Annotated in this window: 22 protein-coding genes; 15 read left to right on the top strand and 7 right to left on the bottom strand. The window is 47.2% G+C overall.

The window, feature by feature from the left end; genetic code table 11:
* Window positions 1–399: 399 nt before the first annotated feature.
* The 4 genes from BLW31_RS02730 to nadD all read left to right on the top strand — a co-directional run bounded on the left by BLW31_RS02730 (window position 400) and on the right by nadD (window position 2,828).
* A complete protein-coding gene (locus tag BLW31_RS02730) occupies window positions 400–1,278 on the top strand; it encodes a YicC/YloC family endoribonuclease (RefSeq protein WP_010539254.1) in 879 nt (292 codons plus the stop codon).
* A gap of 25 nt (window positions 1,279–1,303) precedes the next feature.
* Window positions 1,304–1,873, top strand: a complete 570-nt coding sequence (gene gmk / locus BLW31_RS02725; RefSeq protein WP_010539255.1) for a guanylate kinase — start codon at window positions 1,304–1,306, stop codon at window positions 1,871–1,873.
* Window positions 1,870–2,112, top strand: a complete 243-nt coding sequence (locus BLW31_RS02720) for a hypothetical protein (protein WP_010539256.1) — start codon at window positions 1,870–1,872, stop codon at window positions 2,110–2,112. Before gmk ends, BLW31_RS02720 begins: the two co-directional genes overlap by 4 nt.
* Before the next feature lie 83 nt (window positions 2,113–2,195).
* Window positions 2,196–2,828 carry a nicotinate (nicotinamide) nucleotide adenylyltransferase gene (gene nadD / locus BLW31_RS02715; protein WP_010539257.1) on the top strand — a complete coding sequence of 211 codons (633 nt, stop codon included), beginning with the start codon at window positions 2,196–2,198 and terminating at the stop codon, window positions 2,826–2,828.
* On the opposite strand, the gene BLW31_RS02710 is transcribed toward nadD, so the two are convergent.
* Entirely contained in the window at window positions 2,803–3,858 is a 1,056-nt protein-coding gene (locus BLW31_RS02710; RefSeq protein ID WP_010539258.1) for a metallophosphoesterase, read from the bottom strand. The two genes, nadD and BLW31_RS02710, sit on opposite strands and share 26 nt — an antisense overlap.
* Window positions 3,859–4,056: 198 nt before the next feature.
* Between BLW31_RS02710 and BLW31_RS02705 the strand changes: the two genes are divergently transcribed.
* Complete coding sequence (locus tag BLW31_RS02705) at window positions 4,057–4,950, top strand: 1,4-dihydroxy-2-naphthoate polyprenyltransferase (RefSeq protein WP_010539259.1); 894 nt, start codon at window positions 4,057–4,059, stop codon at window positions 4,948–4,950.
* Between the two features lie 102 nt (window positions 4,951–5,052).
* On the opposite strand, the gene rfbB is transcribed toward BLW31_RS02705, so the two are convergent.
* The 3 genes from rfbB to BLW31_RS02690 form a co-directional block, all read right to left on the bottom strand.
* Window positions 5,053–6,189, bottom strand: coding sequence for a dTDP-glucose 4,6-dehydratase (gene rfbB / locus BLW31_RS02700; RefSeq protein ID WP_010539260.1), 1,137 nt, complete (start codon window positions 6,187–6,189; stop codon window positions 5,053–5,055).
* A gap of 16 nt (window positions 6,190–6,205) precedes the next feature.
* Window positions 6,206–7,081 carry a glucose-1-phosphate thymidylyltransferase RfbA gene (rfbA, locus tag BLW31_RS02695; protein ID WP_010539261.1) on the bottom strand — a complete coding sequence of 292 codons (876 nt, stop codon included), beginning with the start codon at window positions 7,079–7,081 and terminating at the stop codon, window positions 6,206–6,208.
* A 76-nt stretch (window positions 7,082–7,157) separates the two neighbouring features.
* Window positions 7,158–7,649, bottom strand: a complete 492-nt coding sequence (locus tag BLW31_RS02690) for a metallophosphoesterase family protein (protein ID WP_008766431.1) — start codon at window positions 7,647–7,649, stop codon at window positions 7,158–7,160.
* Between the two features lie 55 nt (window positions 7,650–7,704).
* Here BLW31_RS02690 and BLW31_RS02685 point away from each other — a divergent pair, with 55 nt between their 5' ends.
* Both BLW31_RS02685 and BLW31_RS02680 read left to right on the top strand, forming a co-directional pair.
* Window positions 7,705–9,774: an RNA degradosome polyphosphate kinase gene (locus BLW31_RS02685; protein ID WP_010539262.1), complete on the top strand. Its 2,070-nt coding sequence runs from the start codon at window positions 7,705–7,707 to the stop codon at window positions 9,772–9,774.
* 859 nt (window positions 9,775–10,633) lie between these two features.
* Complete coding sequence (locus BLW31_RS02680) at window positions 10,634–12,886, top strand: inorganic phosphate transporter (protein ID WP_010539263.1); 2,253 nt, start codon at window positions 10,634–10,636, stop codon at window positions 12,884–12,886.
* A 344-nt stretch (window positions 12,887–13,230) separates the two neighbouring features.
* Here the strand turns inward: BLW31_RS02680 and BLW31_RS02675 are convergent, their stop codons facing one another.
* Entirely contained in the window at window positions 13,231–13,452 is a 222-nt protein-coding gene (locus BLW31_RS02675; RefSeq protein ID WP_008766446.1) for a carboxypeptidase-like regulatory domain-containing protein, read from the bottom strand.
* Window positions 13,453–13,781: 329 nt separating this feature from the next.
* Between BLW31_RS02675 and BLW31_RS02670 the strand changes: the two genes are divergently transcribed.
* Together BLW31_RS02670 and BLW31_RS02665 are read left to right on the top strand one after the other, a co-directional pair.
* Window positions 13,782–16,763 carry a SusC/RagA family TonB-linked outer membrane protein gene (locus tag BLW31_RS02670; protein WP_256207788.1) on the top strand — a complete coding sequence of 994 codons (2,982 nt, stop codon included), beginning with the start codon at window positions 13,782–13,784 and terminating at the stop codon, window positions 16,761–16,763.
* Window positions 16,764–16,774: 11 nt separating this feature from the next.
* Window positions 16,775–18,388 carry a SusD/RagB family nutrient-binding outer membrane lipoprotein gene (locus BLW31_RS02665; protein ID WP_010539266.1) on the top strand — a complete coding sequence of 538 codons (1,614 nt, stop codon included), beginning with the start codon at window positions 16,775–16,777 and terminating at the stop codon, window positions 18,386–18,388.
* A gap of 62 nt (window positions 18,389–18,450) precedes the next feature.
* Here the strand turns inward: BLW31_RS02665 and BLW31_RS24305 are convergent, their stop codons facing one another.
* Both BLW31_RS24305 and BLW31_RS02660 read right to left on the bottom strand, forming a co-directional pair.
* Window positions 18,451–18,624 carry a hypothetical protein gene (locus tag BLW31_RS24305; RefSeq protein WP_153880789.1) on the bottom strand — a complete coding sequence of 58 codons (174 nt, stop codon included), beginning with the start codon at window positions 18,622–18,624 and terminating at the stop codon, window positions 18,451–18,453.
* Between the two features lie 165 nt (window positions 18,625–18,789).
* Complete coding sequence (locus BLW31_RS02660) at window positions 18,790–19,188, bottom strand: response regulator (RefSeq protein ID WP_010539267.1); 399 nt, start codon at window positions 19,186–19,188, stop codon at window positions 18,790–18,792.
* Between the two features lie 144 nt (window positions 19,189–19,332).
* Between BLW31_RS02660 and BLW31_RS02655 the strand changes: the two genes are divergently transcribed.
* From BLW31_RS02655 to BLW31_RS02630, 6 genes are all read left to right on the top strand, one after another.
* On the top strand, window positions 19,333–20,970 hold the full coding sequence (locus tag BLW31_RS02655; protein ID WP_008761073.1) for an ABC-F family ATP-binding cassette domain-containing protein: 1,638 nt from the start codon (window positions 19,333–19,335) through the stop codon (window positions 20,968–20,970).
* Window positions 20,971–21,057: 87 nt separating this feature from the next.
* Window positions 21,058–21,639 carry an ATPase gene (locus BLW31_RS02650; RefSeq protein WP_010539268.1) on the top strand — a complete coding sequence of 194 codons (582 nt, stop codon included), beginning with the start codon at window positions 21,058–21,060 and terminating at the stop codon, window positions 21,637–21,639.
* On the top strand, window positions 21,629–21,841 hold the full coding sequence (locus BLW31_RS02645) for a DUF8506 family protein (protein ID WP_010539269.1): 213 nt from the start codon (window positions 21,629–21,631) through the stop codon (window positions 21,839–21,841). The genes BLW31_RS02650 and BLW31_RS02645 overlap by 11 nt, the downstream gene beginning before the upstream one ends.
* A 68-nt stretch (window positions 21,842–21,909) precedes the next feature.
* The gene (locus BLW31_RS02640; protein WP_010539270.1) at window positions 21,910–22,320 is read left to right on the top strand and encodes a DUF6769 family protein; all 411 of its coding nucleotides are present in this window, start codon (window positions 21,910–21,912) and stop codon (window positions 22,318–22,320) included.
* 87 nt (window positions 22,321–22,407) lie between these two features.
* Window positions 22,408–23,706, top strand: coding sequence for an efflux RND transporter periplasmic adaptor subunit (locus tag BLW31_RS02635; RefSeq protein WP_010539271.1), 1,299 nt, complete (start codon window positions 22,408–22,410; stop codon window positions 23,704–23,706).
* A 131-nt stretch (window positions 23,707–23,837) separates the two neighbouring features.
* Window positions 23,838–26,978, top strand: coding sequence for an efflux RND transporter permease subunit (locus BLW31_RS02630; RefSeq protein WP_010539272.1), 3,141 nt, complete (start codon window positions 23,838–23,840; stop codon window positions 26,976–26,978).
* Window positions 26,979–26,994 lie beyond the last annotated feature (16 nt).

Raw genomic sequence — 26,994 nt, 5'->3', positions numbered from 1 at the left:
TTTCCCAATATTCTTCTCCTTTTTATTATATTTATGAATAGAGACTGCTTCACTGCCAATATTAGCTAACACTATTTCCAGCGCAACAATCTAGTCCAATTCATTATTTGGATTACTTACGCTCTCTATTTCTATTTGGCCCCAAATAGATCAGAGCTTACATTTCATCAACCTAATACTTCTTGCATTATTTTTTTGCAATCAAAGTCTTTTATTACAACTATTATTTAAATGTATCATTGAAAATAGCTATATTTGCGACTAGTTTATTAGGACAGATATGAACCAACTTTAAGAACAGTACGCATAAGTCTCTGATAATCAGATATACATACAAATTTACATGATTATTTCCAATTCTTAAAATATTCATGTACTTTTGCACAAAACTTTAAGTTTATGATACAGTCGATGACAGGATACGGCAAAGCTACGGCCGAACTTCCAGATAAAAAGATAAACGTAGAAATCAAGTCGCTCAACAGCAAAGCAATGGATCTTTCCACTCGCATCGCTCCGGCTTATCGTGAAAAAGAGATAGAAATCCGCAACGAGATCTCCAAAGTACTGGAGCGCGGAAAGGTGGATTTCAGCCTCTGGATCGAAAAAAAAGAGAGTGCGGAGAGCGCAACTCCGATCAACCAGGTGTTGGTGGAAGGCTATTACAAGCAAATTCAGGCTATCTCGGAAAACCTCGGTATCCCCGTACCGACCGACTGGTTTCAGACGCTGCTCCGCATGCCGGATGTCATGTCTAAAACTGAAATTCAGGAGCTTTCGGAAGAAGAATGGCAAATGGTACGCGCCACCGTTCTCGAAGCAATCGGACATCTGGTGGACTTCCGCAAACAGGAAGGCGCTGCACTGGAAAAGAAATTCCGTGAGAAAATCGCCAACATCTCCCAACTGCTCGAAAAGATAACTCCTTACGAAAAAGAACGGGTGGAGAAAGTCAAAGAACGTATCACGGATGCGCTCGAAAAGACTTTGAACATGGATTACGATAAAAACAGGCTGGAACAGGAACTGATCTACTACATCGAAAAGCTGGATGTCAACGAGGAAAAACAACGTCTTACCAATCACCTGAAATACTTTATCAGCACATTGGAAAGCGGTAACGGACAGGGCAAAAAGCTCGGATTCATCGCTCAGGAAATGGGACGTGAAATCAATACGCTTGGCAGCAAGTCCAACCACGCCGAAATGCAAAAAATCGTCGTGCAGATGAAAGATGAGCTGGAACAGATCAAGGAACAAGTGCTGAACGTGATGTAAAAAAAATCTTCATTCTTCATTCAACATGACTGGTAAGTTAATTATTTTTTCTGCCCCTTCTGGTTCGGGCAAATCTACCATTATCAACTATCTGTTGACGCAGGATTTAAATCTCGTATTCTCTATTTCTGCAACCAGCCGTCCTCCACGCGGAACGGAAAAACACGGAGTTGAATATTTCTTCCTCACTCCCGAAGAGTTTCGTTGCCGTATTGAGAACAACGAGTTTCTGGAATACGAAGAAGTGTACAAGGACCGTTATTACGGAACACTGAAAGAGCAAGTGGAAAAGCAACTGGAGAAAGGCCAGAATGTGGTATTCGACTTGGATGTAGTGGGCGGATGTAACATCAAAAAGTATTACGGTGAACGTGCCTTGTCTATTTTTGTACAACCGCCTTCCATAGAAGAACTTCGCTGCCGGCTAACAGGCCGGGGCACGGATGATCCCGAAGTAATCGAATGCCGTATCGCAAAAGCGGAATATGAAATGACTTTTGCTCCCCAGTTTGACCGGGTGATTGTCAATGATGATCTGGAGACAGCAAAGGCTGAAACGCTGAAAGTGATCCGGGAATTTCTGGAGAAGGAATGAAAGAGCCTCTGAAAAAGCGAATAGAAAGCATAGAAAAGCAAGAAGGTGCGACTGAAAAGTTTATGTATCTGTGCGGTATTATCGGCATTGTCGATATAGTATTCGGTATTCTTTCGCTTTATCTGCATTTTTGGATAGCCGCTGGCATCTTTTTCTTAATTGCTGTCAGACAAGCAATCGTTTTCCCAAAATGGAGAAAGAAGCTAAAGATGGAAAAGGAAGCCAAAAGATTGAAGTAAGAAGTCAAGGCTGAATAACCTGAAGCAAAGAAGGAAGAGTAAAAAGGAGATAAAACGAGCATCAGAAAGAAGGAAAGGCAAGAATGGCAGAAAGCAGCAAACTAAAAACCGGAATATTCAGCGGATCGTTCAATCCGATTCATATCGGACATCTGGCTCTGGCCAACTACCTCTGTGAGTATGAAGGTCTGGATGAAATCTGGTTTATGACCAGCCCGCAAAATCCACTGAAAGCAGGAACGGAGCTATGGCCGGATGAGCTGCGTCTCCGGTTGGTGGAGCTTGCAACAGAAGGATACCCCCATTTCCATGCCTCGGACTTTGAGTTTCATCTGCCACGCCCTTCATACAGCGTACATACGTTGGAAAAGCTACACGAAGCCTATCCGGAACGAGAATTTTATTTAATTATCGGCTCGGATAATTGGACACGTTTCGACCGCTGGTATCAATCAGAACGCATTGTCAAAGAAAACCGGATTCTTGTCTATCCCCGCCCCGGATTTCCGGTAAATGAAAACGGACTGCCTGAGACAGTCCGCTTAGTTCATTCGCCTACCTTTGAGATAAGTTCTACCTTTATTCGTCAGGCACTCGACGAGAAGAAAGATATAAGATATTTTTTACATCCGAAAGTTTGGGAGTACATCACAGAATATATCCGGCAAAAAGGAATAAACGAAAGTTCATCTACTCCTTCAGGCGATGAAGGGTAATCATTATTATTTCTGCCGGAGCACCGATACGGACAGGCATTTGAGAAGTACCGATTCCGTTTGTGACAATCAATGGCATTTTTGTTGAATTATACGCCAGCCCGGTCAGAAAGCGAGTGCCGTAATGAGAGTTTTGTATCGGGGCGTAACCGAATACACGGACTTGTCCGCCATGAGTATGCCCTGCCAGAGCAATGTCCGTGTTAGCTACTGAAACATCTTCCACATAGTCCGGAGTATGAACCAATAAGATGACAAAATCGTTGGGTGAAAGCGCCAGCGTAGGCGACACGCCATTTTGTTTCAGATCGAAAGGGTTGCATACACCGGCAACAATAATCTGCTGGCCGTCTTTGCGCAACGTATCGACCTCGTGCTCCAACGGGCGCATTCCGTAATGCTTCATCGTACGGATGATTTCATCATGACAGCGTTCATAATCGTTATTTCCCATCACTCCGAAAGTCCCCATCGGTGTTTTCACACGGGCCAATGCGGCAAACAACGGTTCCACATATTCACAGCCTTCCTGATAATCCCCTCCCATCAGCAAAACATCCGGCTTCTGATCGTTCAAAAGACGGACAAGGTTATTTAAGCCTTTCTCTTTCAGCAGGCTTTTGTAATGCAAGTCGGAAATAAAAGCGATACGGAAACCTTCGAAGGCTTCGGGAACATCACGGTGCGTGAAATCATATTCTACCACACGGTCGATGCCGCTATAAGCGGAAGAAGCACTCACGGTGGAGGACGTGATCTTCGTTCCGCGAAGAACTAAGTTACGTTCTTCCTGTTCGGAGACGGTTTCTTTCTTTACTGTTTTCTTCTGCTGTTTCGTCGAAACTTTCAGATCAGCAAGCTGCGAATGATCCGGAGTAAACAGACCGTCAATAATGGCAGAGCTGTCAGGACGGACAGAATCGACATTGAGAACAGGACGAGGCAAAGTCGATACGACATTCTTCTTCGATTTACAAGAAACGAACAGGAACAATACGAATACTATGAACAGGATATTTGTTTTCTTCATTTTCTTTTATTTTTCACTTCTTCTTTCGTTAGTTTATTGGCTACATTCCGAATGCCAGACCGGCTCATACATTATAAACTGATATTACAAACTGATGGCGAACGAATACCAATAACACATTCCCCCACTATTTGAGGCGCAAAGATAGGAAAAATCATGTATCTTTGTCCGCCAAAACTTATTATTATATATTAAATCATGGAAGAAGCAAAACGTAACTCACTGTATGCGTGGATATTATCAGCACGTCCTAAAACTCTGACAGGAGCTATCACGCCAGTCATGATCGGTAGTGCACTTGCCTATATGGATGGACATTTTCAATGGTTGCCTGCTCTGATCTGTTGCCTGTTCGCCAGCCTGATGCAAATAGCCGCCAATTTTATCAACGACCTCTTCGACTACCTCAAAGGAACCGACCGCGAAGACCGGCTGGGACCGGAACGAGCTTGTGCACAAGGCTGGATTTCACCGAAAGCCATGCGAAACGGAATCATCATCACCGTACTATTTGCCTGTCTGATCGGCTCTTCGCTGTTGTTCTATGCCGGATGGGAGCTAATCATAGTAGGACTTCTCTGCGTGCTATTCGCTTTCCTTTATACCACAGGGCCTTATCCATTGTCCTACAACGGTTGGGGAGATATTCTGGTCATCGTCTTTTTCGGATTCGTCCCCGTAGGCGGAACGTACTACGTACAAGCCTTGACATGGACGACAGACACCACAATCGCTTCTTTAATATGTGGGCTGCTGATTGATACCTTACTGGTAGTCAACAATTACCGTGACCGGGAAGCGGACGCGCGAAGCGGAAAGCGAACGGTCATCGTCCGTTTTGGCGAGAAGTTCGGAAGTTATCTTTATTTGATGCTGGGGATGACAGCAAGCCTTCTGTGCTTTTGGTTTCTCTTCGAAGGACACTTATACGCCGCCCTCCTTCCATTACTCTATCTGATTCCTCACTTCCTCACATGGAAACGAATGGTCCGGATACACAGTGGCAAAAAACTAAACAGCATATTAGGCGAAACTTCACGTAATATGCTGTTAATGGGTATTTTGCTATCGATAGGATTCTTTTTAAATTAAGAATGAGGAATGAACTAAATGAAGAATGAAGAATGAAGAATTGGCTGCGCTATTATACTGCATAATAATTCTTAATTCTTCATTCTTAATTCTTCATTTAAATCATTTTCCGTACATCTTTTCGTAATATCCTTGGTAGTCTCCGCTGGTCACTTCTTCTACCCAGTCTTGATTTTCCAGATACCACACGATTGTTTTCACGATGCCATCTTCAAATTTTGTTTCGGGGTACCAGCCCAAAGCGTTGGTGATCTTTGTAGGATCAATCGCATAGCGTTGGTCGTGTCCCAGACGGTCTTTGACAAAAGTAATCAGGTCGTTGTTGATCCAGTCGATAGATATTTCTCCGTCTTCGCCTTTCACTTTCTTCTTGAGGATCTGACGATATTCCGGTTTCTCGGTCATTAGTTTACGGATGGTGGCAATGGTCAGTTTCACAATCTCAAGATTGGTTTCTTCGTTGTGGCCGCCTACGTTGTACACTTCGCCTTCTTTGCCTTCACGCACTACCAGGTCGATAGCTTTGCAGTGGTCTTCTACATAAAGCCAGTCGCGTACATTGCTTCCATCACCGTAGACAGGCAGATGTTTGCCTTCGAGTATATTCTTGATAATCAACGGAATCAGTTTTTCCGGGAAATGATAGGGACCGTAGTTATTGGAACAACGGGTAATCGTTACCGGCATTTTGTAGGTGTCGTGATAAGCCATGACAACCATGTCCGCACTTGTCTTGGAAGCGCTGTACGGGCTGTGCGGACAAAGCGGAGTTTCTTCCGTAAAGTAGCCCTCGGCTCCGAGTGAACCGTACACTTCGTCGGTAGATACCTGATGGTAGCGAACTCCTTTTCTCCAAGTAGGATATCCTTGTTCGTCCTTACCCATTACCCAGGCACGACGGGCACAATCCAACAAGTTCTGCGTTCCAAGAATGTTTGTAATCAGAAACAGTTGCGGGTTCTCGATGCTGCGGTCTACATGGCTTTCGGCAGCGAAATTCACCACATAGTCGAAACGGTATTCGGCAAAGAGGCTGTCTACCACATCGCGGCTGCAAATGTCTCCTTTGATAAAAAAACAACGTTCGTTATCAATATCTTTGGCAATAGTTCCCAGATTACCTGCATACGTCAGGGCGTCAAGAACTACCACTTTTACGTCGCTGTGCTTGGCCAAGATATACTTAATATAATTGGCGCCAATAAATCCTGCGGCACCGGTCACCAGATAAGTTTTCATATATGATTATTTATGTTTATTTCAAGGGTTGTTTTGAGAGTTCTATCAGGTATTTACCGTATTCGGTCTTTTCGAGCTTCTGTCCGAGCAGCAGCAATTGTCCGGACGAAATCCATCCTTGCCGCCAAGCTATTTCTTCGATACAGCTGACGTAGAAGCCTTGCCGGTTCTGAATGGTGGCCACGAAGTTGGAAGCCTCGAGCAGACTGTCGCAATTGCCGGTATCCAGCCAAGCGAATCCGCGTCCGAACAGTTCCACGTTCAGCGTGCCTTCTTCGAGATACAGGCGGTTCAAGTCCGTTATCTCATATTCTCCACGAGCCGAAGGCTGGAGAGAAGCGGCTTTTTCCGTTACGGTAGCGTCGTAGAAGTAAAGTCCGGGAACGGCATAATTACTCTTTGGCACCAATGGCTTTTCTTCCAGAGAAACGACTTTTCCCTGCCCGTTAAATTCTACTACGCCGTAAGCCCGAGGGTCTTTCACGTAATAGCCGAAAATGCAGGCTCCCTTTTCCACACTGGCAGCGCGCCGGAGCATGGCGGAAAACCCCTGTCCATAAAACATATTGTCCCCAAGAATCAGACAACCTGCCTCACCATTCAGGAAATCAGCTCCCAGCACGAAGGCTTGCGCCAGTCCGTTAGGTTGTTCCTGTATTTTGTAAGAGAAAGACATTCCGAGCTCCTCACCTGAGCCCAATAAGTCCTGAAACATCGGCAAATCACGCGGAGTAGAGATGACCAGCACCTCCCGTATTCCTGCCAGCATAAGCGTTGACAGCGGATAATAAATCATCGGCTTGTCGTATACGGGCATGATTTGTTTGGAAATCGCTTTGGAAAGCGGATAAAGACGAGTGGCGCTTCCACCGGCTAGAATAATTCCTTTCATTGTCGTCTGAGTTATTCATTTACTGCGTGCAAAGGTCGGAAAGAAATCTGACGTGACAAAATGAATTGTAAGAAATCTACCCTGCCAGTTCAATTACTTCCAAGTCCTTAAACGTTCCGTTGTCGATGACAAAGCGCACCATTGTCCGCACTTTATGGAATCCGGACATGCCAGCGGCACCGGGATTGATGTGCAACATGTCCAACGTTTTATCGTATTTCACCTTTAATATATGAGAGTGTCCGCTGATAAAAAGTTTCGGCGGACGAGCCATGAGGCTGCCGATGACGGAAGGGTCGTACTTGCCCGGATAACCGCCGATATGCTTGATCAAGACCTCGGCTCCATCTACCGTGAAACGGTTTACCTGCGGAAACATCTTCCGTATTTCCTGCCCGTCTATGTTTCCGTAAACCGCCCGGAGCGGACGGAAAGCCGCCAACTTCTCGGCCACTTCTACCGAACCGATATCTCCGGCATGCCAGATTTCGTCGCATGACTCAAAATATTCGAGATACTTTTCGTCCCAATAAGCGTGGGTATCGGACAATAATCCAATTCTTGTCATAATTTTCTTTGTTTAGTCCTGCAAAGATACTATATTTGGGAAAATCTTAAAGCACATGGAAAGCAAATATAATTATTTTAAACGTGATATCAGCTGGCTCTCATTCAATTATCGGGTGTTGCTCGAAGCATTGGACGAGCGTCTGCCGCTATACGAGCGCATCAACTTCATCTCCATCTATTCTTCCAACCTGGAAGAGTTTTACAAAATTCGGGTGGCAGACCACAAGGCCGTTGCATCCGGTGCCACCGAAAGCGATGAAGAAACCGTACAATCGGCCCGTGAACTCGTAGAAGAAATCAATCATGAAGTAAACCGTCAACTGGACGACCGTGTACGCATTTATGAAGAAAAGATACTGCCCGCCCTGCGCAAAAACCATATCATATTCTACCAAGACAGACATGTAGAACCTTTCCATCAGCAGTTTATCAAGGACTTTTTCCGGGAAGAAATCTTCCCTTACCTGCAACCCGTGCCCGTATCGAAGGACAAAATTGTCTCTTTCCTCCGGGATAACCGGCTCTACCTCGCTATCCGTCTTTATCTGAAAGATGAAAAGAACGCCACCAACCGGAAGCCATCTTATTTCGTCATGAAACAGCCGTACGCCAAAGTGCCCCGTTTCATCGAACTTCCGTCCCATGACAACCACTTTTATATCATGTTCACCGAAGACATCATCAAAGCGAACCTCAACCTCATTTTTCCCGGCTACGACGTCGACTCCAGCTACTGCATCAAAATCTCCCGCGATGCCGATATCCTGATAGACGACACCGCCAGCAGCGCCGACCTCGTGGCACAACTGAAAAAGAAAGTAAAAAAGCGCAAAATAGGCGACGTCTGCCGCTTCGTCTACGACCGAGCCATGCCGGAGGACTTCCTCGACTTTCTGATCGACGCCTTCCGCATCCACCGTGACGAACTTGTCCCCGGTGACAAACATCTGAATCTGGAGGACCTGCGTCATCTGCCCAACCCGAACAAGTCTCTCCACCGCATCGAAAAGCCGCAACCGATGAAGCTGACCATCCTCGACGAAAAGGAATCCATCTTCAACTACGTCGCGAAAAAAGACCTGCTGTTATATTATCCGTACCACTCCTTCGAGCACTTCACGCACTTCCTCTACGAAGCAGTGCACAACCCGGAAACACGTGAAATAATGGTCACCCAATACCGGGTAGCCGAAAACTCCGCTGTTATCAACACCTTGATAGCCGCTGCCCAAAACGGCAAGAAGGTCACTGTATTTGTCGAACTCAAAGCCCGTTTCGACGAAGAGAACAACCTCGCCACCGCCGAAATGATGCAAGCTGCCGGCATCAAAATCATTTATAGCATCCCCGGCCTGAAAGTACACGCCAAAGTAGCCCTCGTTCGTCGTCGTGGGCTGAACGGCGAGAAAATCCCCAGCTACGCCTACATCAGCACGGGCAACTTCAACGAGAAGACCGCCACCCTCTATGCCGACTGCGGACTTTTCACCTGCCGCAAGGAAATAGTGAACGACCTCTACAACCTCTTCCGCACCCTGCAAGGCAAGGAAGATCCGAAATTCACCACCCTCCTTGTCGCCCGCTTCAACCTCATACCGGAACTGAACCGCCTCATCGACCGGGAAATTTCCCTTGCCGACCAAGGCAAAGGCGGACGTATCATCCTCAAGATGAACGCCCTCCAAGACCCAACAATGATCAACCGACTCTACGAGGCTTCCGAGCACGGCGTACAAATCGACCTCATCGTCCGCGGTATCTGCTGCCTCATCCCGGGACAGTCATACAGCCGTAACATCCGTGTTACCCGCATTGTCGACAGTTTTCTGGAACACGCCCGCATCTGGTACTTCGGCAACGAAGGCCGCCCCAAAGTGTATATGGGCTCACCCGACTGGATGCGCCGCAACCTCTACCGCCGCATCGAAGCCGTCACTCCCATCCTCGATCCCGACCTGCGCACCAGCCTGATCGAAATGCTGAATATCCAGCTCGCCGACAATCAAAAAGCCTGCCTGGTAGACGAAAACCTGCAAAACGTATTCAAGAAAAAAACACCCGGCACACCCAACGTCCGTGCCCAATACGATTTCTACAAATGGCTGTTTGGAAATGAAGAATGAAGAATTGCTTTGCAGCGTAATAGCGCAACCAATTCTTCATTCAAAACGAATCGGAAAAGAATATATTTAGGCACGGATTACACGGATTAACACGGTTTTAGTGCTATGATTACGTAAAACAACCGTGTTAATCCGTGTAATCCGTGCCTAATCCTCAATTTATAATTTAGTTTATTTCTGTACGGATTTGAGCTAAATGAGAAGCTAGCAGTATCTTTATTGGGGCCGAATAAAAAGTCGGTAGTATCTCAAATCTCCTCCTTCGGGAAAGAGGGGAAGCCATGCGGATAGTCAGTTCAAATCCATGCAGACAGCTAGCTCAAATCCGTACATAAATAAGTGACCAGTTACAATAGCAAACCAACTCAACGATTCAAACTCCCCCTAAAAATAAACGACAATACAATCCATTAAAAAAGAAGTTTCTTTCCCACATCTTTTTTCTAACTAACAAGCCATCAGCAACAAACGCCCTACAACCACACAAGCAATATAGCAAAAAACAACCCCACCGCACCACATCCCCCTATCATCTTACATACTCCCCTCTCAAACATCCCCCCGCATGCATCCCACCCTGCATGGTTCCCCCGGCCTACTTTTTTCTCCGTCAAGCGAGCGCCCGTAACGAAGCGTTAAGAAGGGCAGACTGTTTGAGCGTAGCGAGTTTCTGCCCTTTAGCGCAGTGAAGGAAGCGAGTAGGAGAAAAAAGTAAGCCTTGAATTTTTCTTTGGTTCTTTCTTTTGTTTCAAGACAAAAGAAAGAACGCTGTAACACAAATGTAACATGTATGACATCCCCCTGCAACCTCAAATCCCGTCCTTTGCACCCGAAAAAAATAACATACACAACTTTCTTTATGGAGACAATTTACTTATGCATTATCATTTTCCTGTTCGTCCTCGCCGTCTTCGACTTGATAGTCGGTGTCAGTAACGATGCAGTCAACTTTCTGAATTCGGCGGTAGGAGCCAAGGCCGCCTCGTTCAAAACCATCCTTTTCATTGCCGGTATCGGTATTTTCATCGGTGCCTCCCTGTCCAATGGTATGATGGACATTGCCCGGCACGGCATCTACCAGCCCGAGCATTTCTACTTTGCCGAAATCATGTGTATCCTGCTCGCCGTCATGCTGACCGATGTCGTCCTGCTGGACGTATTCAATTCGATGGGGATGCCCACCTCCACCACCGTTTCGCTGGTATTCGAGTTGCTCGGAGGCACCTTCGCCCTCTCCCTGATCAAAGTAAACAATGACGCCACTCTCGCCATGGGCGACCTGATCAATACCGACAAAGCCCTTTCCGTCATCATGGCCATCTTTGTGTCCGTAGCCATTGCCTTCTTTTTTGGTATGTTAGTACAGTGGCTCGCCCGCATCATCTTCACGTTCAACTACACGAAAAACATCAAATACAGCATCGGTCTGTTCGGTGGCATAGCCGCTACTTCCATCATCTACTTCATGCTGATCAAAGGGCTGAAAGACAGCTCCTTCATGACTCCCGAAAACAAACAGTGGATACAAGACAACACCCTCTTGCTGATCGGCAGCTTCTTCGTCTTCTTCACAATACTGATGCAAGTGCTCCACTGGTTCAAAGTCAACGTATTCAAAGTAGTGGTACTGATGGGAACCTTCGCCCTCGCCCTCGCCTTCGCCGGTAACGACCTTGTCAACTTCATCGGAGTTCCTCTCGCAGGCTACTCCTCCTTCATAGATTACACCACCAACGGAACAGGAACAAGCCCGGACAGCTTCCTGATGACTTCGCTGCTGGGTCCTGCCAAAACCCCTTGGTACTTCCTGATCGGAGCGGGCACCATCATGGTCTTCGCCCTCTGTACCTCTAAAAAGGCACATGCCGTTATCAAAACCTCGGTAGACCTTTCCCGACAGGACGAAGGAGAAGAAAACTTCGGCAGCACACCGATGGCACGCACACTGGTCCGTTTCAGCATGGCTCTTGCCAACGGAACCTCCCGCATCATGCCCGAAGGCGCAAAACAATGGATCAACTCCCGTTTCCGTAAAAATGAAGCCATCATAGCCGACGGAGCCGCTTTCGACCTCGTCCGTGCCTCTGTCAACCTCGTTCTCGCCGGACTGCTCATCGCCTTGGGAACATCACTGAAACTGCCCCTCTCCACTACCTACGTCACTTTCATGGTAGCGATGGGTACCTCGCTCGCTGACCGTGCATGGGGACGTGATTCTGCCGTTTATCGTATCACAGGCGTTCTGAGCGTCATCGGTGGCTGGTTCATCACTGCCGGAGCCGCCTTCACCATCTGTTTCTTCGTAGCTCTCGTGCTGCACTACGGTGGCAACATCTCCATCATCGCACTGATCGGAATCGCCATCTTCATCCTGATCCGCAGCCAAGTGATGTACAAAAAACGCAAAGCGAAAGAGCAAGGCAACGAAACGCTGAAACAACTGATGCAAACTTCCGACAGCGAAGAGGCCCTGCAACTGATGCGTAAACATACCCGGGAGGAACTCGCCAAAGTACTGGAATACGCCGAAACGAATTTCGAACTGACCGTCACCTCCTTCATTCACGAAAACCTGCGCGGACTGCGCCGTGCCATGGGCTCTACGAAATTCGAAAAGCAACTCATCAAACAGATGAAACGCACCGGAACCGTAGCCATGTGCCGTCTCGACAACAACACCGTGCTCGAAAAAGGGCTTTACTACTACCAGGGCAACGACTTCGCCAGCGAACTGGTATACAGCATCTCGCGCCTCTGCGAGCCTTGCCTCGAACACATCGACAATAACTTCAACCCTCTTGACGCCATTCAAAAAGGTGAATTCAGCGATGTAGCCGAAGACATCACCTACTTGATTCAGCAATGCCGCAAGAAGCTGGAAAACAACGATTATCAGAATATGGAAGAAGAAATCCGTCGTGCCAACGACCTCAACGGACAACTCTCGCAACTGAAACGCAAAGAATTGCAACGCATCCAGAGTCAAGCGGGCAGCATCCGGGTAAGTATGGTTTATCTGACTATGGTGCAGGAAGCGCAAAATGTAGTGACTTACATCATTAATCTGATGAAAGTAAGCCGTAAATTCCAAATGGAAACAGAAATGCCGTAAGGCTGCTCATCCCCAAAGCACACAACAAAAGGGTTTATCTTCAAAAAGTCTATCCAAATGAATCAAAGTATGCATTAGAGATAAACCGGAAAAAGCAAGAAGGGCTGCTCCCAAATAGAAATGAGGCAGCCCTTCTTATATTATAATAAGGTAGAACCTAAGCATCCGTCGTCTTGAAAACGAGCGAAGCCCTGCCCGAAAAAGAACACTGATATCGAAAAAGAGGAAGATAAAGTTGCGATTACAGTAAGGGAGTCGTGAAACCTAGTTGCGGAAGCAGTATTTATAGTCTGATTTACAATAAGATAAGGCAGAAAAAGAGAAAAAAGAGGGACTTTAAAATATTAATAAGTCTTAGAAGAACTTGGTACATTCGTAATTGTAAACTTACCATCAATATCCGTGATAGTACCAAGAGTAGTACCATTCACCAATACGGAGGCACCCACAACAGGCAGGCCATCTTCCTCGGCGGTTACCACACCGGTAACTCGGGATGTCTGCGCTGTCACCAGACCTATACCCACAAAAAGGAAGGTCATAAAGAACATCAATTTTCTTTTCATAAATTCTCTCTTAAATTTAACCTATAAATAAACTTCTAGTCTCTAACAGGCTGCAAAGATAACACTATTTATATCAAAATTAAAAAAGTGTTACGTTTTTAACTATAAAGTAGCATATTGAAAGAATTTATCAAAGAAACAGATACAACAAGAAGGTTCTATTATTAATTTTGAGATATTTGAGCAACATTGTGCGACATAAAGAAAGTGTTAAAACCGGCATTATCATAAAAAAAACATCAGGAAATCATTCAAAATGGTATCTTTTTATCATTTTATGCTTAAATAGCCTCAACAACACTTAACGCTTCCGGAAAAGAGAATCCCCCATTATACCAAGTTCTTCTAAAACTTTGCGCGTTTCCTATGTAGGAATGGTTCCGCAAACTGTAACGATCAAACAAGGAGTTATCAACGTAGTATTAAAAAGTGACGCCAAAGCACTGGATGAAGTAGTAGTAACGGCAATGGGTATCTCACGCGAAAAGAAAGCATTGGGATATGCCGTTCAGGATGTAAAATCCGAACAACTGACGCAAGCTTCCAACTCCAGTCTGGCAGGAGCGCTGCAAGGAAAAGTATCCGGTTTGGATATCAAACCTTCGAGTGGTATGCCGGGGGCATCTTCGCAGATTACGATCCGTGGTGCACGTTCTTTCTCCGGAGACAACACTCCTCTATATGTGATTGACGGAATGGCGGTAACAAGTACCCCAGACGTGGATACACAGATACAGAACAACGGTAGTGTGAGCGGTGTGGACTTTGCCAACCGTGCGGTAGACATCGACCCGAACGACATTGAAAGCATCAACATCCTCAAAGGACAGGCAGCTTCGGCACTTTACGGTATCCGTGCTTCCAATGGTGTGATCATCATCACCACCAAAAGCGGTAAGGGACTGGAGAAAGGCAAACCACAGGTCAGCTTCTCATCCAATGTCAGCTTTGACGTGATTGGCCGTCTGCCCGAATTCCAGAAAACGTATGCGCAAGGGTCCGGTGGCAATTACAGCCCTACTTCGGGGCTATCCTGGGGACCTAAAATCTCCGAACTGCCCAACGACTCCAACTACGGCGGTAACACCGACAATGAATTCACCCAAAAGCACGGCAAGCAATCCGGCAAATATTATGTGCCGCAGCGCGCCTCAGCAGGTCTCGACCCTTGGGCTGCTCCACAGGCTTACGACAACGCAAAAGATTTCTTCGAGACAGGCGTGACTTGGAGCAACTCACTGAACGTAGCGCAAACACTGGAAAAAAGCTCTTACTCCGTATCGCTGGGAAATACGCATCAGGATGGTATCATCCCCAAAACAGGTATGGACAGATATAACGTGAAAGTGAGCGCAGAAACAAAGCTGACCAATAATTTCACGACAGGTTTCGCCGGAAACTACATCACAACTTCCATCGACAAAGCGGTAACTTCCGGAAACGGTCTGCTGAGAACCGTTTACGCATCTCCCGCAAGCTACGACCTGGCAGGTATTCCCAGCCATGTGGACGGTGACATCTATAAGCAAAATTCTTTCCGCGGCAGTTTTGACAACGCTTACTGGGCGATAGACAACAACAAATATACGGAAGACACCAACCGTTTCTTCGGAAATATATACGCCAACTATCAAACAGATTTCGGCACCGCCAACCATAAGCTGAATGCGAAATACATGGTGGGTGTTGACGCCTACACCACGCACTACTCCGACAGCTACGGATACGGAAGCAACACCGGAGGCGGTCGCGGCCAGATAGAAAACTACGGCTGGACAAACGCTACCTACAACTCATTGCTGACCATCAATTACGACTGGCACATCAATGACGACTGGGGCCTGAATGCTGTAGTCGGTAACGAGTTTATCCAAAGCAACAGAAAGAAATACTACGAATACGGATCAAACTACAACTTCGCAGGGTGGAACCACATTAACAATGCCACCACTCAGCAAACGGAAGAGGAAAGATGGAAAAACCGTACAGTCGGTTTCTTCGCCAACGTATCGGCTGCGTACAGAAACATGCTTTATCTGACAGTAACCGGACGTCAAGATTATGTATCCAACATGCCGCGTGACAACCGTTCGTTCTTCTATCCTTCCGTGTCAGCAGGGTTCATCCTGACAGAACTCGAGGAACTGAAAAACGACGTGGTCAATTACGCCAAACTGAGAGTTTCTTATGCAGAAGTAGGACAGGCAGGGGATTTCCTTGAAAATTATTACTCGACTCCAACGTACGGAGGAGGTTTTTACTCGCTGAACCCCATTATGTACCCGATCAAAGGTACCACTGCGTACACCCCTTATTACACCATATTCGACCCGAATCTGAAACCTCAGAATACACGTTCTTACGAAATCGGTGCTGACGTGAATTTCTTCAACAACCTGATCACGTTGAACTACACTTATTCGCGCCAAAACGTTACAGACCAAATATTCTCAGTTCCCTTGGCTTCTTCTACCGGCGCCAGCAAACTGTTGACCAACGGTGGTAAAATTCATACCGACACGCATGAAATCACATTGGGCTTCAACCCGATCCGCACTAAGAATATCGACTGGGATTTCGCTTTCAACTGGACAAAGATTGACAACTATGTAGACGAACTGGCTCCGGGCGTAGAAAACATCTCACTAGGAGGTTACGTCACTCCACAGGTTCGCGCATCGGCAGGAGAAAAATTCCCTGTCATCTACGGCGTAGGTTACAAGAGAGACGCTGACGGCAACCGACTGGTTGACGAAAACGGTCTGCCCATCGCCGGCGAAGCGCAAGTGATCGGAAAAGTTTCTCCGGATTTCGTAATGGGCTTCAACACTTCATTACGCCTGTGGAAATGTACCATCAGCGCCGTTCTCGACTGGAAACAAGGCGGTCAGATGTACAGCAGAACCACCGGTCTGTCCGACTATTACGGTGTAAGCAAAAGAACAGAGAACCGTGAAGGAACAATCATCTTTGACGGTTACAAACAGGATGGAACCAAAAACGACATCGCCATCACAGGAGCCAATGCACAGCAAGTGTACTACAGCCGTCTGAACGATATTGATGAATCTTCCGTATATGACAATTCTTTCATCAAACTTCGCGAAGTTGCAGTGAGCTACAAAGTACTCCAGAAAAAATGGATGGAACTTTCTGTGAACGCGTTCGCCAGAAACATTTTGGTTTGGGCGCAAATGCCTGACCTCGACCCGGAAGCCAGCCAAGGAAACAACAACATGTCCGGAGCTTTCGAAGACTATTCAATGCCGCAAACAGCTAGCTTTGGTTTCGGCTTTAATATTAAATTTTAATCTGCAAGACAATGAAAAAATATAAATCAATAGGAAAATTGCTGGCAGTTTCTTTCTTTACTGCTGTCATTGCTTCTGCTTGTACGGAAGATGCAATGGACAAAGTCAACAAGAATCCCAATAATCCGCAGGATGCCCCGGCGAAATTTTTGATAACCGACTTGGGAGTCAGCACTGCATTCAGTACAGTAGGGGGAGATTTTTCACTCTATTCGTCCGTTTATATGGAACACGAAGCGGGCATCGGCAACCAGCTCTACCGCGCAGAAGTCCGCAGCGGTGAACCGACCACTGCCACCACTTACAATAATGCGTGGATCAGCGTTTACGCCAATATTAAGAATGCAAAAATTGTGATCAATAAATGCCAGGAAGATCCCTCGGAAAAAGGAAATGTGGTAACTGAAGCGATAGCCAGAATCCTCCTGGCTTACAACGGCGCGGTAGTAGCCGATGTGTTCGGAGACACTCCTTTCAGCGAAACAGGAATCTTGAATCCGGACGGTACGCCGATGTATATGCAGCCTAAAATAGATTCACAAGAATCTATCTACAAGGAAGTTATGCAGAACTTGGATGACGCCATCACGCTCTTGAAAGATGGAACAGCCGAAGACGAAGGTCTGTCCGGTGCAGTTGGATCTAAAGACCTCATCTATGGGTCGGACCCGGATGCACAAGCCGGCCTGTGGCTCAAGACGGCTTATGCCCTGAAAGCACGCTATACAATGCGCTTGCTCAACAAAAGCGCCAACCAGACAACTGACCTCCGGAATATCCTGACCTATGTAAGCAAATCATTTACAGATGCAAGTGAAGAGTGCAAACTGGATATTTATGACGGCGACTCTCAGTTAAATCCTCTCTGGGCTTTCAGTTATAGCCGCAACAGTCTTGCTGCCAGCGAAAGCCTTATCGAGAAATTTGCAGAAAGAAATGACCCGAGAGCCCCACGGTCATTTACTCAACCTGATCCGAGCGGAAATGTCGCTTACGGAGGTGGTGCAAAGCAAGCCACTACAATCGATGCTATCAAAGTGGCTCCTAACGGCACCCCTCAGGAATTACAGAATAATTACGGCATGTCTATGGCCTCATGGGCTATGACTGCGCCTACACAACTGATCAGCTATCATGAAGTTAAATTCCTTGAAGCAGAAGCACTGTGCCGCCTTGGAGGCAGAACTGATGATGCCAAAGCAGCTTTGAAAGATGCAGTTGTCGCCGCATTCTCCAATCTGGAAAATACAGTTGCCGACGCTGCCAGAAACTGGTTAGGTGGAAAAGCCGACTTTTTGGGTAATGCCGTTGCTGAAGCTTATTTTGACAACGAAGTAGCTCCTCTCTTTGCCGCTAACCCATTAAAAGAAACAATGATACAAAAATATCTGGCATTCTTCGGAGCATCCGGCGAATCTCTGGAAGCTTACAACGATTATCGTCGTATGAAAGGCGCAAACGAGAATTTAGTGGAGCTGAAAAATCCGCTGAACTCAAACAGATTCCCGCTGCGTTTTGGTTACGGAGCAGATGACGTATTGGCCAATGTAGCCATTAAAGAAGCCTTCGGTGACGGGCAATACGTATATTCCGAACCCGTTTGGTGGGCAGGCGGAAGCCGATAAAAATTGCTCTTAAATCTCTCAAAGGAGAGCTTTACATAGAGTCGTTTCTGAACTCTAACAAATTAACGGAAACGAACAGAAATAGGCTGACCGTGAGGTTCGCCTATTTTACTTTTAAAGGCTTTTCCCGCCAAAGGGGCAAGCCACTCCAACGTCCGGGTTACAGGATCAATCTGAAAACCCGGTTTACACTGAAACGTCCGGACATAGTTGACGGGGACAATGTGGATTTTCATATATAAGAATCCATATAATCCCCGTCAGCCATTTGTTAATATCACAAATACAAAACAGGAAAAAACGCCTGCGTTGTTATACCTTATTTCTACTCTTCAATACCGTTTTGCCGAATAAAGATCGTTTTTACCGAAGCAAAGGACTATTTACCGGGAAAAAACGGCTTACCAGACAAGTTCGGGAAAATACTTCGTCAGCGTACCGCGAAGAATCGACAACGTAATCGGCTTCACCAGCACTTCACTGGCTCCCGCATTCATCGCATTCTCCTTGTCAGAGCTGAAAGCATAGGCAGTCTGCATGATGATAGGAATTTCCTTGTTTTCCTCGCGAATAATCTTTGTAGCATCCAGTCCGTTCATCACAGGCATTTTGATGTCCATCAGGATCGCTTTGGCCTCTTTGCCGTATTCCTTGAACAGTGCCACGATTTCTTCACCGTTTTTCGCCCACTGTATATCACATTTCTTTCCGATGATTGCTTTGATCAGTTTGAAGTTGCTGTCGTCGTCTTCAGCCACTAGGATAAGAGGTCTGAATTCATTTGTTTGTCCGCCTTCCATATCGTTTCTATATTATTTTTAAATTTATTCTTTTTAATTACTTTTTAGTCAACATATTTCAGTTAATAATGCTTTTCAGCCCGCAAGTTATAAAAAAGATTGATATATTTCGCTATCTTTGCGCCTCAAATTATAAAGAATTGTATGATTTCCATAGACGGACTAGCCGTAGAGTTTAGCGGCACTACCCTATTTAGTGATATTTCTTTCGTTATCAATGAAAAAGACCGCATCGCCCTGATGGGAAAAAACGGAGCGGGGAAAAGTACGTTACTCAAGATTCTGGCAGGGGTCAGACAGCCTACCCGTGGTAAGGTATCGGCCCCAAAAGACTGCGTGGTAGCCTATCTTCCACAGCATTTGATGACGGAAGACGGCAGAACGGTGTTTGCCGAAACAGCACAGGCTTTCGCACATCTGCACGAGATGGAAGCACGGATCGACGCACTGAACAAGGAGTTGGAAACGAGAACAGACTACGAAAGCGACAGTTATATGGCGCTCATAGAGGAAGTATCCGCCCTGAGCGAAAAATTTTACTCCATCGACGCCACCAACTACGAAGAGGATGTAGAAAAATCATTACTTGGTCTCGGTTTTACCCGCGAAGATTTCCAGCGGCAGACAAGCGACTTCAGCGGTGGCTGGCGCATGCGTATCGAACTCGCCAAACTGTTGCTGCAAAAACCGGACGTACTCCTGCTCGACGAGCCGACCAACCATCTGGACATCGAATCGATCCAGTGGCTGGAAGATTTCCTGATAAATAACGGCAAAGCGGTCATCGTGATCAGCCACGACCGTAAATTCGTGGACAACATCACCACCCGCACCATCGAAGTTACGATGGGACGTATCTACGACTACAAAGTTAACTACTCCCAATATCTGCAACTGCGCAAGGAACGTCGCGAACAGCAACAGAAGGCTTATGACGAACAGCAGAAATTCATCGCCGAGACGGAAGCATTCATCGAACGTTTCAAGGGGACGTATTCGAAGACTTTACAGGTGCAGAGCCGTGTCAAGATGCTGGAGAAACTGGAGCTGCTGGAAGTAGACGAAGAAGATACCTCGGCACTACGGCTGAAGTTCCCTCCTTCGCCCCGTTCGGGCAGCTATCCTGTCACGATGGAAGGCGTAGGAAAGACATACGGAGACCATGTCGTATTCCGCAATGCCAATCTGACGATTGAACGTGGCGATAAAGTGGCTTTTGTAGGCAAGAACGGTGAGGGAAAATCGACGCTTGTCAAATGTATCATGAACGAGATCGACCATGACGGCACACTGACACTGGGACATAATGTACAAATCGGATATTTCGCCCAGAACCAGGCCTCGCTGATGGATGAAAACCTGACAGTGTTCCAGACAATTGACGATGTGGCCAAAGGAGAAATACGCAACAAGATACGTGATTTGCTCGGTGCATTCATGTTTGGCGGACCGGAGGAGTCTATGAAAAAAGTCAAAGTGCTTTCGGGAGGGGAACGTACCCGTCTGGCAATGATCAAGCTCTTGCTGGAACCGGTCAACCTACTGATTCTGGATGAGCCGACCAACCACCTCGACATGAAAACCAAAGATATCCTCAAACAAGCGCTGATGGATTTTGACGGTACGCTGATTGTCGTTTCGCACGACCGTGACTTCCTTGACGGACTGGTGACGAAAGTTTACGAATTCGGCAATAAGAAGGTGACAGAGCATCTTTGCGGCATCTACGAATTCCTCGAAAAGAAGAAAATGGACTCGTTGCAGGAACTGGAAAAGAAATAATAAACAATAAAAAGACATGATCTGCTTTAGGTGAAAAGAAAAGTATTTGTATATTTGTCACATTATATCTGAAACAGATAATTTGAAATGGATGAAACAAGGCAATTATATATTATAAGCGGATGCAATGGAGCTGGAAAAACAACAGCTTCTTACACTGTATTGCCTGAAATATTATTGTGCAAAGAATTTGTCAATGCTGATGAGATTGCAAAAGGGTTATCACCGTTCAATCCGGAAAGTATGGCTATAGAAGCCGGACGTTTAATGTTGAAACGTATTGACGAGCTATTGGCAGCAAGAATTAGTTTCTCCATTGAAACGACATTAGCGACTCGCTCGTATACACGACTCATTACGAGAGCACAAAATGCCGGATATAAAGTAAGCCTGATCTATTTTTGGCTGAATTCTCCGGAATTAGCAGTCAACCGTGTATTACAACGGGTCAACGAAGGAGGGCACAATGTGCCTATAGATACAATCTACCGCCGCTATCAGGCAGGCATAAACAACCTGTTCCGAATATATGCGTCACGTGTAGATTATTGGTTATTAGCAGATAACAGTGTCTCTCCCCGAGTAATCGTAGCCGAAGGCTGCCAACAAGGTGAGGACCGGATATACGAACTTGAACTTTTTAATCGCATCAAAAGTTATGTCAAATAATGAAATGCAAGAATTGAGTGATAAACTGCGGCGTGGGCTTCAACTGGCCGAACAACGGCTACTGGAAAAAAATGCCCGCCACGGTAAACTCCTTAGCCAAGGCACGCCCGATGGAAAAGTGATTTACGTTTCCGCCACAGAATTGCTCGAACGCTTGCAGGAACAAGAGAAAGAGAAAAGGATAGGGTCGGAAAAGAAATAATGAAGTTTTACAATTAAAGATATATTGGAAGTTTCACTAAATTTGAAAGCATTTTTGTAAAATAAAGGATGAAAGGGAAGAAACGATTTATAGTAACGATGCTGTTCATTATCAACATTATTATGTTGGTAGCCGCCGTTATTCCCCATCATCACCACCCCAACGGGATGATCTGCATGAAGCAGGACCAACCGGTTGAGCAGCAATGCCCCAACCACCATCATCACCCCGCCAGCGACTCATGCTGCAGCAGCGAATGCATGACACGCTTCCATTCTCCTATCCCCTCCGTACACACTGACAGCGGTCCGAACTACGTATTCATCGCCACCCTGTTTACGGATGTGATCATCGAACATTTATTACGACCGCAGGAAAGACGAGTCAAGAACTACTACATCTATCGTGAATCCCTGCATGGTACGAAAATTCCTCGTACCTCCTCCCTTCGCGCCCCTCCCTACTCTGTTTTTGCGTAAAGACGTAAATGCAAGCAAGTTGCATCTGCGTTACTCTATCTTTGCAGCGTAAAATAAACAGTAAAACTTAGTAGGGAAATTACATTTATGAAGAAACTTATCTTTATAGGAGTGCTGGGCTTATTCGCCCTTGGCTCTTGCAATAGTAAAAAGACCGGTCATGAAGGACATGACCACGAAACCGTCACACACAATCATGATGAGCACGAAGGACATGATCACGAAACAGAAGGACATGACCACGAAGCCGAAGGTGCCGACCATTCACACGAAGGTGAATGCAGCGGAGGCCACGACCACGACAAGGATGCCGGAAAGAGCAGTAAGGCTGCCGGCGAACACAGTGAACCAGCCGGAGAACACAGCGACGAAATCATTCTCCCGAAAGCGAAAGCCGACGCAGCCGGTGTGAAGGTCAGCACCATCACACCGGCCCCCTTCCAGCAAGTCATCAAAACAAGCGGACAGGTATTAGCTGCCCAAGGAGACGAATCGGTTGCCGTAGCTACGGTAGCCGGAGTCGTTTCTTTCCGTGGAAAAGTGACGGAAGGAATGAGCGTTGGCCGCGGCACTCCTCTGATTACCATTTCTTCGCACAACATCGCCGACGGTGATCCGGTACAACGTGCCCGAATCGCTTATGAGGTGTCTAAAAAGGAATACGAGCGAATGAAGTCACTTGTCAAAAACAAGATTGTGTCTGACAAAGATTTCGCACAAGCGGAGCAGAACTACGAGAATGCGCGTCTCAGCTACGAAGCACTTGCCAAAAATCATTCTGCCATAGGCCAGAATATCACCGCGCCCATTGCCGGATACGTGAAAAGCATTCTGGTCAACGAGGGAGACTACGTCACCATCGGTCAGCCACTGGTCAGCGTGACGCAGAACCGCCGGCTTTTCCTCCGCGCTGAAGTATCGGAAAAATACTATCCATACCTGCGCACTATCAGTTCCGCCAATTTCCAGACTCCTTATAATAATAAGGTGTACGAACTGAAAGAACTGAGCGGCAAACTGCTTTCCTTCGGAAAAACGTCCGGAGACAACTCATTCTATGTGCCCGTCACTTTCGAATTTGACAATAAAGGCGAAGTGATTCCGGGATCATTTGTCGAAGTTTACCTGCTTTCCTCTGAACTGGAAAACGTGATCTCTTTACCTCGCACCGCCTTAACGGAAGAGCAAGGTATCTTCTTCGTATACCTGCAACTGGATGAAGAAGGCTATAAAAAGCAGGAAGTAACTCTCGGTGCCGACAATGGCAAAAGCGTACAAATACTGACCGGAGTCAAGGCCGGAGACCGCGTAGTGACCGAAGGGGCTTATCAGGTTCGTCTGGCAAGTGCAAGCAACGCCATACCTGCGCACAGCCACGAACATTAGCGGCAGCAGCAAGGTGCCGTAAGCGGATTTCCTTGTAGTGCACACAGAATTAGTTATAATTACGCAAGTTTACCCCCTGCACAGCTTCTTCAAAAGTGAACGGGGGAACCAAACTTAATCAATGAAATATCATGCTAAATAAAATCATACATTACTCCCTGCACAACCGACTGGTTGTGCTCTGCGCGGCCATTCTCCTGCTCATCGGGGGAACTTACACCGCCATGCATACGGAAGTAGACGTGTTCCCCGACCTGAACGCCCCGACAGTGGTCATCATGACCGAAGCCAACGGTATGGCAGCCGAGGAAGTGGAACAGCTCGTCACCTTCCCCGTCGAAACAGCCGTAAACGGGGCTACCGGCGTGCGCCGTGTCCGTTCTTCGTCGACCAACGGTTTCTCCGTTGTCTGGGTAGAATTCGACTGGGGCACAGATATATACCTCGCCCGTCAAATCGTCAGCGAAAAACTGGCGGTAGTCAGCGAGTCACTTCCTGTCAACGTAGGCAAACCCACGCTGGGCCCCCAGTCATCCATCCTGGGCGAAATGCTGATTGTCGGTCTGACCGCCGACTCCACCTCTATGCTCGATCTCCGGACGATTGCCGACTGGACCATCCGCCCGCGCCTGCTCTCCACCGGAGGGGTGGCACAAGTAGCAGTGCTCGGAGGTGATATCAAGGAATACCAGATTCAGCTGGACCCCGAACGGATGCGCCACTATGGGGTGTCGATGGGCGAAGTAATGGCTGTCACCCAAGATATGAATCTGAACGCCAACGGAGGCGTACTTTATGAATTCGGAAATGAATACATCGTGCGCGGAGTACTTTCCACCCAAAAAGTGGAAGAACTCGGCAAAGCGGTAGTGAAGACGGTGAACAGCTTTCCGGTGACACTGGAAGATATCGCCGACGTAAAAGTTGGGCCGAAAGCCCCGAAACTGGGTACTGCCTCGGAACGTGGCAAACCCGCGGTATTAATGACCGTCACCAAACAGCCCGCCACCAGTACACTGGAATTGACGGACAAACTGGAAGCTTCCCTGCAAGACCTTCAGAAGAATCTGCCTGCGGACGTAAAAGTTTCTACAGACATTTTCCGCCAGAGCCGCTTTATCGAAAGCTCTATCGGCAACGTGAAGAAGTCCCTTTTCGAAGGAGGTATCTTCGTCGTCATCGTACTTTTCCTGTTTTTGGCCAATGTGCGCACCACACTGATTTCACTGGTGACACTGCCTCTCTCACTGCTCGTCTCTATCCTCACGCTTCACTACATGGGGCTGACAATCAACACGATGAGTCTGGGAGGTATGGCGATTGCCATCGGTTCGCTGGTGGACGACGCCATTGTCGATGTGGAAAATGTATATAAGCGGCTGCGGGAAAACCGTCAGAAAGCGGAAGCTGAACGACTCAGCACACTGGAAGTGGTATTCAACGCTTCGAAGGAAGTGCGAATGCCGATTCTTAACTCAACGCTGATCATCGTTGTCAGCTTCATCCCTTTGTTCTTCCTGAGCGGAATGGAAGGACGCATGCTGGTGCCGCTGGGCATTGCATTCATCGTGGCGCTGTTCGCTTCTACGGTGGTTGCCCTGACACTGACTCCGGTACTCTGCTCGTATCTGCTGGGCAGCAACAAGACCAATAAAGAACTGAAAGAATCGTTCGTAGCCCGCTGGATGAAAGGCATTTACGAGAAAGCGCTGACATGGGTGCTGGCACACAAACGTGCGACGCTGGGAGGTACAATCGCCCTCTTTCTCGTTGCTCTGGGGGTATTCTTCACACTCGGACGCAGCTTCCTGCCTTCGTTCAATGAGGGCTCGTTTACCATCAATATCAGTTCGCTGCCGGGTATTTCGCTGGAAGAGAGCAACAAAATGGGACACCGTGCCGAAGAACTGCTGCTCACCATCCCCGAAATACAAACCGTAGCCCGCAAAACGGGACGTGCCGAACTGGATGAACATGCGCTCGGAGTAAACGTTTCGGAAATAGAGGCCCCGTTCGAACTGAAAGACCGCCCGCGCAGCGAACTCGTTGCCGAGGTACGCGAAAAGCTCGGAACGATCACAGGAGCGAACATCGAAATTGGTCAGCCCATCAGCCACCGTATCGACGCGATGTTGTCCGGTACGAAAGCAAATATCGCCATCAAACTATTCGGAGATGACCTGAACAAGATGTTCTCACTGGGAAATCAGATCAAGGGAGCCATCAGTGACATTCCGGGAATTGCCGACCTGAACGTGGAACAGCAAATCGAACGCCCGCAGCTGAAAATACAGCCCAAACGGGAAATGCTGGCGAAATTCGGCATCACCTTGCCGGAATTCTCCGAATACGTGAACGTGGCGCTGGCAGGAAAAGTCATCTCGCAAGTGTACGAGCAGGGCAAAAGCTTCGACCTCATCGTGAAGGTGAAGGACGACGCACGCGACGAAATGGAGAAAATACGTAACTTAATGGTGGATACCAACGACGGACGCAAAGTTCCGCTGAACTACGTAGCGGAAGTCGTTTCCTCGATGGGACCGAACACGATCAACCGCGAAAACGTAAAACGGAAAATCGTCATCTCCGCGAATGTAGCCGACCGTGACCTCCGCAGTGTTGTCAACGATATTCAGAAGCAGGTTGATGCCTCCATTCAGTTGCCCGAAGGCTACCACATCGAATATGGCGGCCAGTTTGAAAGCGAACAGGCAGCCAGCCGCACCTTGGCGTTGACCTCTTTTATGAGCATCGTCATTATCTTCCTGCTGCTCTACCACGAATTCCGCAGTGTCAAAGAATCGGGTGTGATTTTGCTGAACCTGCCGCTGGCGTTGATCGGCGGTGTCTTTGCTCTCGTCATCACGACCGGAGAAGTGAGTATTCCGGCAATTATCGGTTTCATCTCTCTGTTCGGCATAGCGACCCGTAACGGTATGCTGCTCATCAGCCACTACAACCATCTGCAACAGGTAGAGGGATTGAACGTGTACGACAGTGTGATACAAGGCTCTCTCGACCGTCTGAACCCGATTCTGATGACGGCTCTCTCCTCTGCCCTGGCACTGATTCCGTTGGCTTTGGGCGGTGATTTGCCGGGCAACGAGATCCAGAGCCCGATGGCGAAGGTAATTTTGGGCGGACTTTTAACATCGACTTTCCTGAACGGTTTCATCGTTCCGATTGTTTATCTGATGATGCACCGGAAAAAAGAAGGTGAAGTCGCTGAAATTCAGGGAGGAACGATAGAGGCTGCAACAGAAACCGTGTAGCCGGCTACGGAGGATA

The organism is Bacteroides faecis MAJ27, assembly GCF_900106755.1.
Taxonomy (GTDB): Bacteria; Bacteroidota; Bacteroidia; order Bacteroidales; family Bacteroidaceae; genus Bacteroides; species Bacteroides faecis.
Note: the sequence above shows the minus strand (reverse complement) of the source record. Positions and strands in the feature narration are given on the sequence as shown.